15 protein-coding genes are annotated in these 15,598 nt (G+C 73.0%); 5 read left to right on the top strand and 10 right to left on the bottom strand.

Annotated elements, in window-relative coordinates:
• Positions 1–152 precede the first annotated feature (152 nt).
• Positions 153–1,295: an alpha/beta hydrolase gene (locus ACYVDA_RS07825; RefSeq protein ID WP_460816864.1), complete on the top strand. Its 1,143-nt coding sequence runs from the start codon at positions 153–155 to the stop codon at positions 1,293–1,295.
• Between the two features lie 52 nt (positions 1,296–1,347).
• Here the strand turns inward: ACYVDA_RS07825 and ACYVDA_RS07820 are convergent, their stop codons facing one another.
• Positions 1,348–2,835, bottom strand: a complete 1,488-nt coding sequence (locus ACYVDA_RS07820) for an MFS transporter (protein ID WP_460816862.1) — start codon at positions 2,833–2,835, stop codon at positions 1,348–1,350.
• A gap of 225 nt (positions 2,836–3,060) precedes the next feature.
• Here ACYVDA_RS07820 and ACYVDA_RS07815 point away from each other — a divergent pair, with 225 nt between their 5' ends.
• Both ACYVDA_RS07815 and ACYVDA_RS07810 read left to right on the top strand, forming a co-directional pair.
• Complete coding sequence (locus ACYVDA_RS07815; RefSeq protein ID WP_460816860.1) at positions 3,061–3,252, top strand: ferredoxin; 192 nt, start codon at positions 3,061–3,063, stop codon at positions 3,250–3,252.
• Between the two features lie 2 nt (positions 3,253–3,254).
• Positions 3,255–4,535, top strand: a complete 1,281-nt coding sequence (locus tag ACYVDA_RS07810; protein ID WP_460816856.1) for an NAD(P)/FAD-dependent oxidoreductase — start codon at positions 3,255–3,257, stop codon at positions 4,533–4,535.
• Positions 4,536–4,550: 15 nt separating this feature from the next.
• Here the strand turns inward: ACYVDA_RS07810 and ACYVDA_RS07805 are convergent, their stop codons facing one another.
• The 6 genes from ACYVDA_RS07805 to ACYVDA_RS07780 are packed head-to-tail and all read right to left on the bottom strand — an operon-like array spanning position 4,551 to position 10,597.
• Positions 4,551–5,369 (bottom strand): TauD/TfdA dioxygenase family protein, encoded by an 819-nt coding sequence (locus tag ACYVDA_RS07805; protein WP_460816853.1) that lies wholly within the window; start codon positions 5,367–5,369, stop codon positions 4,551–4,553.
• Positions 5,366–6,469, bottom strand: a complete 1,104-nt coding sequence (locus ACYVDA_RS07800) for a D-alanine--D-alanine ligase family protein (RefSeq protein ID WP_460816851.1) — start codon at positions 6,467–6,469, stop codon at positions 5,366–5,368. Before ACYVDA_RS07800 ends, ACYVDA_RS07805 begins: the two co-directional genes overlap by 4 nt.
• Positions 6,469–7,812, bottom strand: a complete 1,344-nt coding sequence (locus ACYVDA_RS07795; RefSeq protein WP_460816849.1) for an ATP-grasp domain-containing protein — start codon at positions 7,810–7,812, stop codon at positions 6,469–6,471. Before ACYVDA_RS07795 ends, ACYVDA_RS07800 begins: the two co-directional genes overlap by 1 nt.
• Positions 7,809–8,648 carry an O-methyltransferase gene (locus tag ACYVDA_RS07790; protein WP_460816847.1) on the bottom strand — a complete coding sequence of 280 codons (840 nt, stop codon included), beginning with the start codon at positions 8,646–8,648 and terminating at the stop codon, positions 7,809–7,811. Before ACYVDA_RS07790 ends, ACYVDA_RS07795 begins: the two co-directional genes overlap by 4 nt.
• Before the next feature lie 37 nt (positions 8,649–8,685).
• Positions 8,686–9,897, bottom strand: a complete 1,212-nt coding sequence (locus tag ACYVDA_RS07785; RefSeq protein ID WP_460816844.1) for a sedoheptulose 7-phosphate cyclase — start codon at positions 9,895–9,897, stop codon at positions 8,686–8,688.
• Positions 9,898–9,934: 37 nt separating this feature from the next.
• Positions 9,935–10,597, bottom strand: coding sequence for an HAD family hydrolase (locus ACYVDA_RS07780; protein ID WP_460816841.1), 663 nt, complete (start codon positions 10,595–10,597; stop codon positions 9,935–9,937).
• Positions 10,598–10,835: 238 nt separating this feature from the next.
• On the opposite strand from ACYVDA_RS07780, the gene ACYVDA_RS07775 reads away from it, so the two are divergent.
• A complete protein-coding gene (locus ACYVDA_RS07775) occupies positions 10,836–11,351 on the top strand; it encodes a hypothetical protein (protein WP_460816839.1) in 516 nt (171 codons plus the stop codon).
• A 152-nt stretch (positions 11,352–11,503) separates the two neighbouring features.
• The gene (locus tag ACYVDA_RS07770) at positions 11,504–13,633 is read left to right on the top strand and encodes a sensor histidine kinase (protein ID WP_460816837.1); all 2,130 of its coding nucleotides are present in this window, start codon (positions 11,504–11,506) and stop codon (positions 13,631–13,633) included.
• A gap of 61 nt (positions 13,634–13,694) precedes the next feature.
• On the opposite strand, the gene ACYVDA_RS07765 is transcribed toward ACYVDA_RS07770, so the two are convergent.
• From ACYVDA_RS07765 to cbiQ, 3 genes are all read right to left on the bottom strand, one after another.
• Entirely contained in the window at positions 13,695–13,940 is a 246-nt protein-coding gene (locus ACYVDA_RS07765) for a DUF3618 domain-containing protein (protein WP_460816835.1), read from the bottom strand.
• A gap of 114 nt (positions 13,941–14,054) precedes the next feature.
• Positions 14,055–14,879 (bottom strand): energy-coupling factor ABC transporter ATP-binding protein, encoded by an 825-nt coding sequence (locus tag ACYVDA_RS07760; protein WP_460816833.1) that lies wholly within the window; start codon positions 14,877–14,879, stop codon positions 14,055–14,057.
• Positions 14,876–15,598, bottom strand: coding sequence for a cobalt ECF transporter T component CbiQ (gene cbiQ / locus ACYVDA_RS07755; protein ID WP_460816831.1), 723 nt, complete (start codon positions 15,596–15,598; stop codon positions 14,876–14,878). The genes ACYVDA_RS07760 and cbiQ overlap by 4 nt, the downstream gene beginning before the upstream one ends.

The following is a 15,598-nucleotide window of genomic DNA, read 5'->3' as shown; positions in this document are numbered from 1 at the left end:
CCCGCCGGAGCGTGGTCCGCGAGGCCCGTCTGACGGGGGGCTGAACACCGCCGGGGATGGAGCGGGCCCGTCAGCCTGCCGACAGCCTGACGGCCGTTCCGTTGTCACGTGACCACGGTGGTCACGCTCGGATGGCAGGACTGGTGATGGGGATGCCCTCGCTGACAGGCTCGTTCTTCCTCGACGGTGTGGTCGTCGTGACCGTGGCGGCGTTCGTGGCCGTGGTGGTGCTGTGGCCCCGGCTCGGCGGTCACAACCCGGTGCGGATCGTGACGCGTGCGCTGCTCCTGCTGATGGTCAACGTCCTGGTCCTGCTCACCGCGGCCACCCAGCTGAACTCGGCCTTCCTGTTCTTCGCCGACTGGTCGGACCTCCAGGGGGCGATCACGGGCCACGTCGCGCAGACGCACCTCAACCGCGGCGGGGTGGCCTCGCACGCGGTGCACCAGAGGGTCCGGGGCGCGCACGCGCGCAACGTCGCGTCGGTCCCGCCCCTGCGGGCGCCCGTGACCCGCTCGGGCGTGGCCACCTTCACCGTGCACGGACGGCGCAGCGGGCTGACCGGGCAGGTGGTCGTGCAGCTCCCGGCGGGCTACTCGGCGCCGGGCAACGCCCAGCAGCGCTACCCGGTCCTGGAGGCGTTCCACGGCTACCCCAGCCAGCCGCTGAACTGGGTGAAGGTCTTCCAGATCGGGCAGGCCGTGGAGCAGCAGGTCGTCGCGGGCAAGCTCCGGCCGACCCTGGTGGTGATGCCGCAGATCGAGTTCCCCGACGGCGTCGACACCGAGGGGGTCAACGGCAACCCGGGCCTGCCCCAGGTGGAGACCTGGTTGACCCGCGACGTCCCCGACTTCGTCGCCCACACCTTCCGGGTGCGCCAGGAGCGCAGCGCCTGGTCGACGATCGGCTACTCCGCCGGCGGCTGGGACGCCGCGATGGCCACGGTCCTGCACCCGGCGCAGTACGCCGCCGGCATCATCCTCGGCGGCTACTTCCGGCCCGAGTTCGGACCGTTCTACGAGCCGTACGCCCCCGGCAGCCCGCTGTCGCAGCGCTACGACCTGCCCGCGCTGGTCGAGCGCACCCCGCCGCCGGTGGCCCTGTGGGTCGAGACCTCCCACGCCGACGCCATCTCCTACACCTCGAGCGCGAGCTTCCTGCACCACCTGCGGGAGCCCACCGCGGTGCACGCCGTCGTGCTCCAGAACGCCGGCCACCGCGACTCGGTGTGGATCGCGCTGCTCCCCCAGGCACTCTCCTGGCTCGGCTCCCACGTCGCCGGCTTCCACCCCTGACGGTCCCGCTCCGCCACCGTCGCCGGTGGCCCGGGTACGCCGCCGCTCGGCGTCAGCGGGCGGCGGCGGGGACCGGCTCGGGGGCGGCGGGCGCCGCGACCTCGTCGAAGCCCGGGACCGCGTGGGTGCGGGCCTTGACGACGGGGACGATCAGGGAGACCACAGCCGCGAGACCGGAGGCGACGGTGAGGAACAGGAAGCCGTTGCCGTAGCCGCCCTCGACCGGCAGACCGTCGGGCCGGGCGCCCGAGGTGACGACCGCGGCCATCACTGCGCCGCCGAGGGCACCGCCGACGGTGCGGATGTTGGTGTTCATGCCGCTGGCCACGCCGGTCTGGTGCTGCGGGACGGCGTCGACGACCAGGTTGGACATCGCGGCGAAGGCGAGGCCGAAGGCCAGGCCGAGCACGATCGTCTCGGCCGCGATCATCCACACGGCCGAGTGGAACAGCACCAGGCCGAGCGTCCCCAGGCTGGTCGCCGCGGCCCCCACGAACAGCACCGGCTTGGAGCCGAAGCGTCGCGACAGCGGGCCCGAGGCCAGGCCGGCCAGGAAGGTCGCGGCGGCCTGCGGCAGGAGCAGCAGGCCCGACTCGGTGACGCTGAGGCCGAAGCCGTAGCCGGTGACGCCGGGGGTCTGCAGGAACTGCGGGAGGAACGCGAACATCGAGTACATGCTGGCCCCGAAGAGCAGCGCCACGAGGTTGACCGTCCACACGGTCGGCAGGCGCATCATCCGCATGTCGATCAGCGGCGTGCGGCTGCGGGTCTCGCTGACCACCCAGATCGGCAGCAGCACCACGAAGGCCGCGAACAGCGCGATCACGCCGCCGGAGGCCCAGCCCCAGTGGCCGCCCTCGCTCACGGCGAGCAGCAGCGCCACCAGCCAGGCGCTGAACAGGACGGCGCTGACCAGGTTGATCGGGCCCGGGGTCTTCTCGGGCGACTCGGGCACCAGGAACGCCGCGGCCAGGGCGGCCACCAGCGTCATCACCATCGGGATCCAGAACAGCCAGTGGTAGCTCAGCGCGTCCACCAGCGGTCCGGCCACCACCAGGCCCACGCCGCCGCCGACGGCGAGCAGCGCGGCGGAGACGCCCACGGCCCCGCCGACCTTCTCGCGCGGGAACTCGTCGCGGATGATGCCGAAGGTCAGCGGCAGCACGCCGCCACCGATGCCCTGCACGACGCGGGCGATGATCAGCACGCCGATGGTCGGCGCGAGGGCCGCCACCAGGGACCCGACCGCGAGGGCGGTCAGCGCCAGCACCAGCATCCGCTTCTTGCCGACCTTGTCGCCGACGCGACCGATGATCGGGGTGAAGACCGAGGCCGAGAGCAGGTACGCCGTCAGCACCCACGTCACCGTGACCTGGTCGGTGTGCAGCGCCTTCTCGATGGTCGGCAGGACCGGGTTGACCATCGACTGGAGCAGGGAGAACGACGAGACCGCCACGCAGAGCACCGCGAAGGTGACCCGGTAGTCGGTGCGCGACGCGTCCACGTGGGGCAGGTGGGGGGCGTGGGCGGTGGGGGGCACGGTGCTCCTACAAGCTCAGTAAGACGGCGAGGCCGCGGGGCGCACCGGTGCGCCCGCCGCCAGACGGTTGCACTCGACAACTCCCCACCGGACCGGCGCATTCCTGGCTGGAGCCCCTGTGGTGCAGGCAACAGCCCCGCCTGGTGGAGCGCTGCTAGGTTCGCCCCGGCACCGGGGTGTGTCGGTCAGCGGACCGCACCCGGCCCCCGTCTCCCGGAGGAACCCATGAAGATCGTGCTCGACGAGTCGAAGTGCACCTCGATCGGGATGTGCGAGTCACTGGCCCCCGACGTCTTCGAGATCGGCGACGACGGCTACATGACGGTGCTGGAGACCAGCCCGGAGGAGTCGCGCCGCACCGAGATCCAGGCCGCGTGCGACGCCTGCCCCAACTCCGCGCTCGAGCTGCAGGACTGAGCGTGGCGGGTCCCGACGGGCCCGAGGGTGCTGACCCGCCGGGCCACCTCGTGGTCGTCGGCGCCTCCCTGGCGGGCGTGCGTGCGGCCGAGTCGGCCCGCAAGGCCGGTCACACGGGACCGATCACGCTGGTCGGGGCCGAGGACGAGCTGCCCTACGACCGGCCGCCGCTGTCCAAGCAGGTGCTCGCCCAGGACGGTCCCAGCGACCCGACCCACCACCGCACCGCCGACCAGCTCGCTGAGCTCGACGTCGAGGTGCGGCTCGGCACGAGGGCCACCGCGCTCGACACCGGCGCGCGCACGGTCACCCTGGCCCGGGAGGACGGCGACGAGCAGGCGGCGTACGACGTCCTCGTGGTCGCCACCGGCGCGACGGCCCGTCGCCTCGACGTGCCCGTCGAGGGGCAGGACGTGACGGCACCGCTCCCCCGCGGCGTCACCACCCTGCGCACCCTGACCGACGCCCGCACCGTCCGGTCGGCCCTGGACTCCGAGGCCCGCACGGTCGTCGTCGGCGCCGGCTTCATCGGCCTCGAGGTCGCCACCGCCGTGCTCGCGCGGGGACGGTCCGTCACCGTCGTCGAGGCCGCCGAGCGACCGCTGGCCCGCGCCGTCGGACCGGATGCCGCCGACCTGCTCGTCGCCCTGGTGCGCGACGCCGGCGCCGACCTGCGCACCGGCACGGGTGTCGACCGCCTGCGCGCCGCCGACGGCCACGTCACCGAGGTCGTGCTCGCCGACGGCACCACGCTGCCCGCCGACCTGGTCGTGACCGGGGTCGGCGCCGTCCCCGCGACCGGCTGGCTGGACGGCAGCGGTCTGGAGCTCGAGGACGGCGTGGTCACCGACGCCACGCTGACGACCTCGGTCCCGGGCGTCCTGGCCGCGGGCGACGTCGCGCGGGTGCGCCACGGCGACCACGACCGCCGCGTCGAGCACTGGACCGCGGCCGCCGAGGAGGGGGCCCTGGCGGGCGCCAACGCGGTCGCCCACCTCCGCGGCGACGACCCGCGCGCGCTGGCCACCGTCCCCTACTTCTGGTCCGAGCTGTTCGGCAGCAAGGTGCAGATGCTCGGCGAGGCCCACGGGGCCGACCGCTCCGAGGTCCTCGGCGGGCCCGACGGCCCGTGGCTGGTGCTGCTGGGACGCGACGACCGGCTCACCGGCGTGCTCAGCCGCGACCTGCCGGGCCGGATCATGAAGTTCCGACCGCTCCTCGCGGCCGGGGCGTCGTACGCCGACGGGCTGGCGCTCGCCCGCAACAAGCCCCTGCCGACCTGAGCTGGGACGACGGGGCTAGGCCGACCAGCCGCTCCCGCCGGCCGTCTCGAGCAGCGCGGACCCGGCCACCATGCCGCGGTGCATCACCCGGTCCCCGCTCACGTCCGCGTGGTCGGCCCGGTGGAGCACGCAGCCGTTGTCCCACATCACCACGTCGCCCGGCGACCAGGCGTGGCGCACGGTGTTCTCCTCGCGCGTGGAGTGCTCGAAGAGCGCCTGCACGGTGGCCGCGGCCTCCTCGTCGTCCATCTCGCTGACCGCCGCGCACCGCGCGGGGGTCGAGAGGAACAGCACGGGGCGACCGGTGCGCGGGTGCGGCCGCACGACCGGGTGGACGGCGCTGGTCTCGGCGTCGTCGTCGAGGTCGTCGAGACCCGTCACGACGTGGGTGATGCTGCGGCCCGACACCCGCTCGCGGAGGTCCTCGGGCAGCGTCTCCAGAGCGGCGTACTGGTCAGTGAAGAGGGTCTCGCCGCCCCGCTCGGGCACCTCGACGGTGCGCAGCGCGGTGTAGGCCGGCGGCACCCGGAGGTAGCTGGAGTCGACGTGGAAGGTGCTGCGCGGTGGCGTCGTGCGGCCCACGTTGCTGATCACGTTGAGGTCGGGGTGGTCCTCGACCGGCGTCTCGCCCTGGGTGAAGGCCAGGTCGCCGAAGCCGCGCAGGAACCTCACGAAGGCGTCGTCGTCGAGGTCCTGCCCGGGGAAGACGGCGACACCGTGCTCGGCGAGCAGGTCCTTGAGCTCCTCGGTCTGGTCGGGCGTGACGTCGTGGAGGTCGAGGTCGGTCACGACGACGCCGAGGGTGGAGCCGGGAGTGGCGGGAGTGGTCTTCACGGGGTCCTCCGGTGGGGGGTGGTGGACGGGCGGTCGGACAGGAGGGCGCTCGGGCCGCGGGAGCCGCGGGACAGCGCCTGGTCGACGCCGGCGCGGAACAGGTCGGGCAGCGCGATCCCGGCGGCCGCGGCCATCACGCTGACCACGCTCTTCTCGGCGTAGGAGCAGTAGAGCCCGGCCTCGAGGAACCACGGCCGCCCCTGGGCGTCTACGCGGAAGTCGAAGAGGCTGTAGTCGCGGCAGCCGAGCGCCACGTGGGCCCGGCGCGCGGCCTCGTGAACCGACGGGGTGACCGGGTCGTCGGTGGGCAGGATCCAGGCGTGGTCGGCGTCCTTGGCCACCAGCGCCAGCGCTCCCGGAGCGCCGTCGTCGCCGCCGTCGCGACGCAGCTTGTCGCCCGCGTCCCGGACCGGCTTGGTGTCGCGGTCGACGGCGTACTCCTCCAGGGGCAGGGCCACCAGTTCGCCGTCGACATCGAGCACGCCGCAGCGCACCTCGCGGCCCAGCTCGACGTAGGTCTCGACCAGGGCGGCCGGCGAGTGCTCCAGGGCCCCGGCGACCGCGGCGGCGTACTCCCCCTCGGAGCGCACCAGCGTGAGGCCGGCGGAGTTGTCGGCGTCGACGGGCTTGACCACGACCGGCAGGGCCAGGGGGACGATCGAGGTGTCATCCCCCGCCCGCACGAGCACGCCGTCGGGCACGCGCACACCGCCGCCGGCCACCACGGCCTTGGCGCGGGCCTTGTGGGCCGCGATCCCCATCGCCTCGGCGGTGTTGCCGACGAACGGCACCCCGAGGGCGTCCAGGAGCGAGCGGTAGGTCGTCATCCCGGCCAGGCAGAACATCTGCGGCACCGCCACCTCGGGGTCGAGGTCGGCCACCACGCGCAGCGCCGCGGGGAGGTCCAGCGGCTCGGCCGCGGCGAGCGCGGTCGAGGAGAGGTCGGTCGGGAAGCGCCACGTCCCGCCGGGCTCGACGTGCGCGACCGTGACGTCGTACGCCGGGTCGGCGGTCGCGCGCAGGCAGTCGGCGGCGTACAGGCGGGACAGCTCGGCCATCTCCTCGCTGGTGGGCGAGCCCACCAGGTGCAGGACGCGCATCAGTCGCCGCCCGCCTCGACCAGCTTGCCGATGTTGAAGTCCACGCGGATCCACGCCGTACGCCGGCGCAGGGTGCGCAGGAGCAGCCACGGCACCTGCACGTGGTGCTCCATGAAGAACGGCAGCGGGTCGGAGCGCTCCAGGATCGCGTCGGTCCCGCTCGCGATCGTGCGCAGCCGGGCGAGCCGACCCGGCTCGGTGAGCAGCCGCCAGACTTCGTGGTAGGTCCAGTACGTCGGGCGGCTGGCCGCCGTCGGCACGACCGGCCAGGTCTCGCCGGCCGGCGGCTCGTCCTGGAGGTAGGCCGCCGCGAGGCCGGGGTGGTCGTGCAGCATCGTGATCGCCGAGTGCGTGCGAGGGTTGCACTCGATCGCGAACACCTCGCCGCCGGGCTCCTCGATGAAGTCCAGCGAGACCTGCCCGGTGAACGACGTGCCCTCCACGAACCGGTCGACCCAGGCCCGGATCCCCGGGTGCTCGACCATCGCGTAGTTGATCTGGAACGGCGAGGACTCGCAGCACAGGTAGACCGTCAGCCGCCCGTCGCGCACGGTGCCGTGGGTGCAGTACTCCTGGCCCTCGACGAACTCCTGGAGGATCCAGGGGTTGTCCTCGCTGATCGGCAGCGACCGCACGAACCGCTCCATCGCCTCGACCGGCCCGAAGGGAAGGCGGGTCAGGTCGAGGCGGTGGACCGGGTCGTAGGTAATGCTCTTGAGGATGTAGGGCCGGGTGGCGTCACCGAAGTCGTGGTCGAGCACCTGCTGGGGGTCGGTGACCAGGTGCGTGTCGGGCACGCGCAGCCCCAGCGACTGCGCCATCCGGGCGAAGCGGAGCTTGTCGTCGACCTCCTCGAGCACGTCGGCGTCCAGGTGCACCACCTCGCAGTGCTCGGAGAGCTGCTTCTTGGCGCGGGCGTCGGGCAGGCTCGAGGCCGGGCTGCACACGGGCACGTAGACGTCGACGCCCTCGGAGGTGACCACGTCGACCAGCGCGTCGGCGTACGCCGGGTCCGTCGCGTCGGGGACGGTCCGGAACACGTCGACGGCGCGGGAGAAGCGGTGCCCGGTCAGGGCGTACTTCCCGGCCTCGACCAGCACCACCCGGTGCCCCGCGTCGTGGAAGGCCCGGCACAGGGCCAGCGCCTTGGTCATCTTGCCGCCGCTGACCATCACCGTCAGGGGGCGGTCGCTCGACGTCACGGGCCGCACCGGGCCACGCACCCGGCCGGTCACCCACGCACCGGCCGTGACCGCGGCGTTGACCGGGGCCAGCGCGGTCAGCAGCCCGAGCAGCCCGAGGGTCCGGACGACGTCGCGGGCCCCGGCCCGGGGCGCGCTCACCGGTCGACCCGCCGGATGAGCGTGATCCCGTCCCGGACGGGCAGGACGACCTGGGCGACCCGGGGGTCCTCCGCGACGACCTGGTTGAAGTGGGCGATCGCCGCACCGTTGGGCGAAGGCTCACCCCCGAGCCAGGGGTCGCCCTGCATCAGGGTGTTGTCCACGCAGACCAAGGCGTCCGGTGCGAGCAGCTCCCGATCGAGCAGGGTGGAGAGGTAGTCGGCGTACCCGCCCTTGTCGGCGTCGACGAAGACCAGGTCGAACACCTCGCCGTCGTCGGCGAGGGCGTGCAGCGTGTCGGCGGCCGGGCCGACGCGCACGTCGACCAGGTCACCGGCGGGCGAGGCGGTGAAGCAGTCGCGGGCGAAGCCGGCCACGCCCGGGTCGAGCTCGCAGGCCACGACACCGACCCCCGGGCCCGGGGTCGCGCCCATCTCGTGGAGCGCCTCGGCCATCGCCAGGGCGGAGTAGCCGGTGAACATGCCGACCTCGAGCACCCGCCGCGCGCCGGTGACGTGGACCAGCATCTTGAGCAGTTGACCCTCCAGGTGGCCCGAGAGCATCTCCTGCTCCAGGCCCGGGACGGGACCGCCGGCCGCGCGGGCGCCCCAGTCCTCGGCCGCCGTGCGCGTGGCCAGGCCGGCGAGCGCCTCGGACTCCGGGGTGGAGAGCCGACCCGTGTAGTCGTCGAGCCCCCCGGCCAGCGCCGTGGCCCGACGCAGGTCGGCGAGCACCTCCGCCTCCACCCCCGACCCGTCGAGACGGTCGCTGATCCGCACGAGGGTGTCGGCCAGGATCGAGACCGGGGTGACGGGCCGGGGGGCGGGGAGGGTCATGGGGGGCTCCTGGGAGTCGTGGGTGCTCGGGGACGGGTCAGGCGGCGTCGGAGGTGAACATGTCCTCGCCGTCGCCCCCGCGCGGGTAGGCCTTCACGGTCTCCTTGTGCACCGCCAGGATCCGGTCGAGCTGGTCGGCGTCCAGGTCGTTGGCGAAGACGCAGGTCCCGATCGGCCGCGGGAGCGCCGCGCGCAGGAGCCCGTCGCGGGTCTGCATGATCGAGTCCGTGCCGTGACGCAGCAGCTCCGAGGTGAGGTAGGGGCTGTCGAGGGCCAGGCCCAGGCTGCTCATCACGCCGAGGATGCGGTCGCGCTCGGTGTCGGAGAGGTAGCCCAGCTCGTGCGCGACGGTCGCGCTGAACGCCATGTCGACGTTGATCGCGTGCCCGTGGAAGTACGGCGTCTCCGGGGTCAGCTCGAGCGTCGGGCTCCAGGTGTGGCCGTAGGCGATCACCCGGTCCAGGTCGAGCTCGTGCAGGTTGGGCACCTCGAGGGTGAGCATCGTGCGGATCGCCTCGTAGGTGATGGTGTCGGCGGCGTCCTTGAGGGTGTCGTCGCCGTCGAGGTGGCCGAACCGCGTGCGCAGGAGGTCCTCGCCGTACTTCTCCAGGAGGTCGAAGATGTCGGCGTTGGCCACGACCGCGATCTTGATCAGCTCGGCCATGCCGTTGCGGACCTGGTCCTCGGGCAGCGTCTCCAGCAGGGAGAAGTCCAGCAGCACCTTCTGCGAGGCGTGGTAGGCGCCCAGGCGGTTCTTGTGCTTGCCGTGGTTGACCGCGACCTTGATCGAGACGCTTGCGTCGATCAGCCCGATCAGGGTGGTCGGGATCCGGATGTAGTTCGTGCTCCGGCGGTACGACGCGCAGGCGAACCCCGCCACGTCGGTGGTCAGGCCACCGCCGACCACCAGCACCGGCTCCTTGCGCAGCAGCCCGAAGTCGGCGAACGCGTCGACGATCTTCTCCACCGTCGCCAGCGTCTTGCGCTTCTCCCCGATCCACAGCGAGAAGATCGTCAGCGGGATGTCGTGGTGGGCGAAGTACGCCTCGATCCGGTCCCCGTGCAGGTCGCGGACGTTCTGGTCCACGACCATCAAGCACCGGCCGTAGTCGCGGTAGGTGTCGGCGAGCTCGGTGTTCTCGGGGTCGAACACACCCCGGCTGTAGACCAGGCTGAAGTCGATCGACTCCCGGCCGCGGACGTGGAAGGCGGAGTCGGTCGACTCCAGCTGGGCGTGCACCTGTGACATGTCGTGGGTCTCCTGGGGTGTCAGGCGTCGGTCGGGATCAGGCGATCAGGTCGGGGAGGTCGCCGAAGGACAGCGACTCGATGCGCCGGTCGGCGCGGTCGAAGTCGTGGTCCGCGGTGTTCTCGTTGGGGAAGGCGAGGACTCGCAGGCCGGCCTCGGCCGCGGCCTCGACGCCGCCCACGTTGTCCTCCAGCGCGACGCAGTGCTGCGGCTGCTCCTGCAGGCGGGTCAGGGCGTAGAGGTAGGCGGCGCGGTCGGGCTTGGGCCGGTCGACCTGCGTGGCGTCGACGACGAGGTCGAAGCGGTCGAGGTCGACCTCGGAGCGCACGGCCTCGGCCAGGGCCGCGACGTTGGCCGGGGAGGTGGTGGTCACCAGGGCCAGCCGCATCCCGCCGCTGCGGGCGGAGTCGACGGTCTCCTTCACACCCGGCCGCACGCGGATCTCGCCCTGGCCGAGCTTGGCCACGAACAGCTCCGACTTGGTGCGGTGGATGGCGTCGGCGTCGACGTCCTCGCCGCGGCTCCTCGCGAACTCGGCGATCCGGTCGCGGCCGCCGGAGGAGGCCAGCATGGCGCGGTAGTCGTCGCGGTCCCACTGCCAGTCGAGGCCGTGCTGGGCGAAGGCCTCGTTGAAGGACTCGCGCTGCAGCTCGGAGGTGTCGGCGATGGTGCTGATGGACCCGAAGAGGATGGCGGACATCGTGGGTGCTCCCTGGTTGACGTGGTGGCCGTACTGGTGGCGTTCGGTCGGTTCGTACCCCCTCATCAGAACCTCAACACGTTGTTGACCCTATTTTGTTGAACTTTTTGCTCGGGTGGCGGCACCGGGCGTCTGGGGGTTGTCGTTTCGCCCCCATCCGCCCGGGTACGGGTGACAGAAGGTCCGACAACGCCCTGGCACAGGGGCAGCGGACGAGAAGCAAGAAGAGGGAGCCCCCATGAAGTGGCTGATCATCGCCGTCGTCGTCATCGCCGTCCTGCTGCTGCTCGCAGTGGTCCTGCGGTCGACGCAGCGCAAGAAGCAGGAGGTGGCCCGCGAGCGGGCCGGTGAGCTGCGCTCGGAGGTGGCGACGTCCGCCCACGAGCACCGGGAGCAGGACGCCCTGGCCCGCGAGCGGGAGGCCGAGGCCGAGCGGGCCCGCGCCCAGGCCGACCGGCTCCAGGCGCAGGCCGACCGCGAGCGCACCGCCGTCGACCAGACCCAGGCCCACCACGAGGACCGCCTGCGCGAGGCCGACCGCCTCGACCCCGACGTCGACCACCGCGCCGACGACTACGCCCCCACCGGCACCCGCGACGGCGGGCACGACGCCGGGCACGACGGCCTGCACGACGGGGGCCGCCAGGAGACCCGCACGGGCGACTTCACCTCCGACGGGCGCACCGACGGGCAGGCCCGCGACGGCGGCCTCGAGGACCCCCACCAGCGCGGGGACGGCTCCGACCGCGTCTGAGCACACCCGCACCACCCGGGGTAGTTGATGTCCGAATTACCCCATTTCTGAGTCAGCGCCCCACCTGAGGTCCTACGGTCGTCCTGCGATCCACGGCCCGGGTGGGGCCCGGCCCGGGGACGCTCCCGTCGTCTGACCGAGGACGTGTCGCCGTGCCCAACTCGCGCAACGCAGGACTGCTCACCCCGGCCCTCGTGGTCGGGGTGCCGGCGCTGACCGCGCTCTCGCTGGCCAACACGACCGACCCGGACGTCGTCACCCGCTGGTGGGTGGCCACCTCCGTGGCCACCGCGCTCGTGCTGCTCTCCCCTCGGCGACGCACCCGCCCCCTGCTCGGGCTGCTCGGTGTCCTGTTCCTGGTCGGCGGTCTCGCCGCCGGCCGCGGCTGGGGCTTCTCCGTCGGGTTCGCCCTGGCCAACGTCGTCGAGTGCGGCGTCCTGGTGTGGTGGCTGACCGGCCTGGAGCTCGAGCGCGCCGGGCTGCGCACGTGGACCGAGCTGCGCCGCTGGCTGTGCGGGGTGGCGTTGGCGTGCACCGCGGCCGGCGTCGTGACCGCGGCCACCTTCGGCGTCCTCGGCATCCAGGACGGGGCGCAACTGTGGCGCCCGCTGCTGTGGGTGGCGCTGACCCACGCGGAGTCCCAGGCGGTCCTGCTGCCCCTGGTGCTGAGCCGCGCCGCGCACCGCGTGCGGGTCGCGCGCGTCGAGGTGGCCGGCCACGTCGCGCTCCTGGCCGTGGGGGCCGCCGCCTGCCTCACCGCCACCCCCAGCGACCCCGTGGCGTTCCTGCTGCTGCCGCTGCTGGTGTGGTCCGCGGCCCGGTTCACCCAGACCTGGGCCAGCGTCGAGCTGCTCGGCGTCGCCGTCGGACTCGGCCTCCTCACCGCCGCGGGCCGGGGGCCCTTCGCCCACGACGGCCGCGTGCACAGCCTGCTGGAGATCGCGAGCAGCGCCCAGGCCTTCATCGCCGTCAGCGCCATCACCTCGGTGACCTTCTCGGTGGCGATGAGCCACCTGCGGGACTCCCTGCGCACGATCCGGGAGAACGAGGCCCAGCTCGGGCAGCTGCTGGACTCGGCCAACGGCACCGCCTTCGTGGCCACCGATCTCGAGGGCGTGATCACCTGGTTCAGCCCCGGCGCCGAGATCATGCTGGGGTACGCCGCGCACGAGGTCGTCGGCCGCACCACACCGATGCCCTTCCACGAGGCCCGCGAGGTGCTGGCCCGGGCCCGCGAGCTCGGCCGCACCCCCGACTTCGGCGTCGTAACGGCCCCGGTGGACGCCGGCGCCTGCCAGGACACCCGCGACTGGACCTACGTGCGCAAGGACGGCAGCCGGCTCTCGGTCTCCCTCAGCGTCACCGTGGCCCGCGGACCCGACGGGACTCCCACCGGCCACCTCAGCGTCGTCCGCGACGTCACCGACCGGCGCGCCGCCGAGCAGGCGCTCGTCTTCGCCCTGGACCGCGAGCGCGAGACCAACCAGAAGATGCTCGAGCTGGACCGCGCCAAGGGCGAGTTCGTGTCCTCGGTCAGCCACGAGCTGCGCACGCCCCTGACCAGCATCGTGGGCTACACCGAGCTGCTGGGCGACCCCGACGTGGTGGAGAACCTGACCGAGGTGCAGCGTCAGCTGGTCGGGCGCATCGAGCGCAACGGCGAGCGCCTGCTGGCCCTGGTCGAGGACCTGCTCACCCTGGCCCGCGTCGAGGACGGCAGCTTCGTGCTGGACCGCTCACGCGTCGACCTGCGCGACAGCGTCGTCCGCGCCACCGACGAGCTCGCCCACGCCGCCCACCAGCACCGGGTGCGGCTCACGACCCGGGTCCCCGAGGAGTCGGTGTGCGTCGACGGGGACCCCACCCACCTCGAGCGCCTGGTGCTGAACCTGGCCAGCAACGCGGTGAAGTTCACCGAGCCCGGGGGTCACGTCGACGTCGACCTGACCACCGACGGCGTCCAGGCCACCGTGGTGGTGCGCGACACCGGGATGGGCATCCCGGTCGAGGAGCAGGACCGCGTCTTCCAGCGGTTCTTCCGCTCCACGCTTGCCTCCGAGCACGCTATCCAGGGCACTGGCCTGGGGCTCAACATCGTCAAGGCGATCGCCGAGGCCCACGGCGGCGACATCGACTTCACCTCGGTCCCCGGCGCGGGGACGACCTTCCGGTTCACCGTGCCGCGCAGCCTGCCCGACCTCCTGGGCCCGGTCCCCCGGCCGGCGCTCGAGGTGCTGCCCGTCGACCAGCTCGAGATCCCGCTGGTGCCACGGCGGGTCTGAGCGGAGTCCGACCGTCCCCCGCCGGGACGGCCGGACGTGCCGGGGTGGGATCGGCCCCAGGTCAGGAGGCGATCTTGCGCACCAGCACGAAGAGCGCGACCACGCCGGCGACGCCGATGGCCACCTTGGTGATGTTGTCGGTGCGAGCCGCACCGCTGGGGTCGACGAAGTAGCCCTTCACGTCGGCGGCCTGGCGGCGCGCGATCGTCTTGGGGCTGCTGCGGTGGACGAGCTGGTCGATCGTGCTGGCCAGACGCTCCCTGGTCTGCTCGATGTCACGCTCGAGGGACGACACCTGGTCGGTCACGGTCACTGGCTCCTAGGTCTGCGCTTGATGGGTCTGCGCGAGGTGGGTCTGCGCGTGGTCGGTCGACGCGTCACGACGAGGCACCACCGAGGTGGGGCCGTCGTCGCCAGGAGGCTACCAAGCCCCGCGGGCACGTGGACGCGGGGCGATCGGCGTGGGCGCGACCGGTCGCGGACCCACGGTCGCCGGGTCGAACCCGAAGGGCAGCTCGAGGCGGTGGCGACGCATCAGCTCGGGGTCCCCCAGCAGCTCGTGGGTGGCCCCGTCGGCCACGACCTGGCCGTCGTGCAGGATCACCGCGCGCGGGCACAGCTCCAGGGCGTAGGGCAGGTCGTGGGTCACCATCAGGACCGTGACGTCCAGCGAGCGCAGGATGTCGGCCAGCTCGCGGCGCGAGGCGGGGTCGAGGTTCGACGACGGCTCGTCGAGCACCAGCACCTCCGGCTCCATGGCCAGCACCGTCGCCACGGCCACGCGACGTCGCTGCCCGAAGGACAGGTGGTGCGGCGGCCGGTCGGCGTACGCCGCCATGCCGACCTGCTCGAGGGCGGCCTCGACCCGGACGTCCAGGGCCGCGCCCCGCACCCCGTGGTTGGCCGGGCCGAAGGCGACGTCTTGACGCACGGTCGGCATGAAGAGCTGGTCGTCGGGGTCCTGGAAGACCACGCCGACCCGGCGGCGCACCTCCGCCAGGTGCTTCTTGCCCACCGGCAGACCCGAGACGTGGACGCTGCCCGCCCCGGCCTCCAGGATGCCGTTGAGGTGGAGCACCAGCGTGGTCTTGCCCGCGCCGTTGGGGCCCAGCAGGGCCACCCGCTCCCCGCGGTGGACCTGGAGGTCGACCCCGAACAGCGCCTGGTGGCCGTCGGGGTAGGCGTGCGCCAGGCGGCGTACGTCGAGGACGGGCTCGCCCACCTTCTCCTCCACCTGCTCGCTCACCGCGCCACCTGCGGCGCCGGGCCGTGCGCGTGCGGCGAGGACAGGTCGGGCATGGTGCCGGTGTAGCCGCGCGACAGCATCGCCAGGTGCACCCGCTCCCCGCGCTCGTAGGACCGGATGAACAGCGCGCCGAGCGACCGGGCCAGCACGGGCCAGTGCCGCGGTGACCGCGGGTCGCAGCCGCGGGAGCGCATCGCGGTGCCCATCCGGGCCATCTCCGCCGACACCACGTCGAGGTAGCGCAGCATGAAGCCCATGATCTGCACGATCAGGTCCGGCACATGCAGCCGTCGCAGACCCACCAGGACCTCCTGGGGCTGCGTGGTCGCGGCCAGGGTCAGGGAGGCCAGCACGCCGAGCGTGCCCTTGGCCAGCAGACCCAATGCGGCCCACAGGCCCGGCTCGGAGACCGACAGGCCCAGCACCTGCACGCGGGCGCCCTCGGAGACGAACGGCACCAGCAGCGCGAACACCACGAAGGGCGTCTCCACCACCATCCGCCGGGCGAGGTACGCCGGGGGGACGCGGCTGAGCCGGACCACCCCCAGCAGGACCACGAGGTCCAGCGCCAGGAGCAGCATCCACGCCGAGGGCCCGCGAGGCGTCGCGACGACGACGAGCATGAAGCCGACCAGCGCGAGCAGCTTCAGGTGCGCCGGCGCCCGGTGGACGGGGCTGTGACCGTGGAAGTGCAGGCGGTGACCGTGACCGGCGCCCAC

It is taken from the genome of Nocardioides korecus (assembly GCF_054778395.1).
The sequence above is the reverse complement of the archived record's forward strand: the minus strand, read 5'-3'. Positions and strand labels throughout refer to the sequence as shown.

Bases quoted from the DNA above. Each gene is read 5' to 3' on its own strand.
- ACYVDA_RS07825 (WP_460816864.1), top strand. From the start codon at position 153: ATGCCCTCGCTGACAGGCTCGTTCTTCCTCGACGGTGTGGTCGTCGTG.
- ACYVDA_RS07815 (WP_460816860.1), top strand. From the start codon at position 3,061: ATGAAGATCGTGCTCGACGAGTCGAAGTGCACCTCGATCGGGATGTGC.
- ACYVDA_RS07800 (WP_460816851.1), bottom strand. From the start codon at position 6,469: ATGCGCGTCCTGCACCTGGTGGGCTCGCCCACCAGCGAGGAGATGGCC.
- ACYVDA_RS07790 (WP_460816847.1), bottom strand. From the start codon at position 8,648: ATGACCCTCCCCGCCCCCCGGCCCGTCACCCCGGTCTCGATCCTGGCC.
- ACYVDA_RS07785 (WP_460816844.1), bottom strand. From the start codon at position 9,897: ATGTCACAGGTGCACGCCCAGCTGGAGTCGACCGACTCCGCCTTCCAC.
- ACYVDA_RS07780 (WP_460816841.1), bottom strand. From the start codon at position 10,597: ATGTCCGCCATCCTCTTCGGGTCCATCAGCACCATCGCCGACACCTCC.
- ACYVDA_RS07775 (WP_460816839.1), top strand. From the start codon at position 10,836: ATGAAGTGGCTGATCATCGCCGTCGTCGTCATCGCCGTCCTGCTGCTG.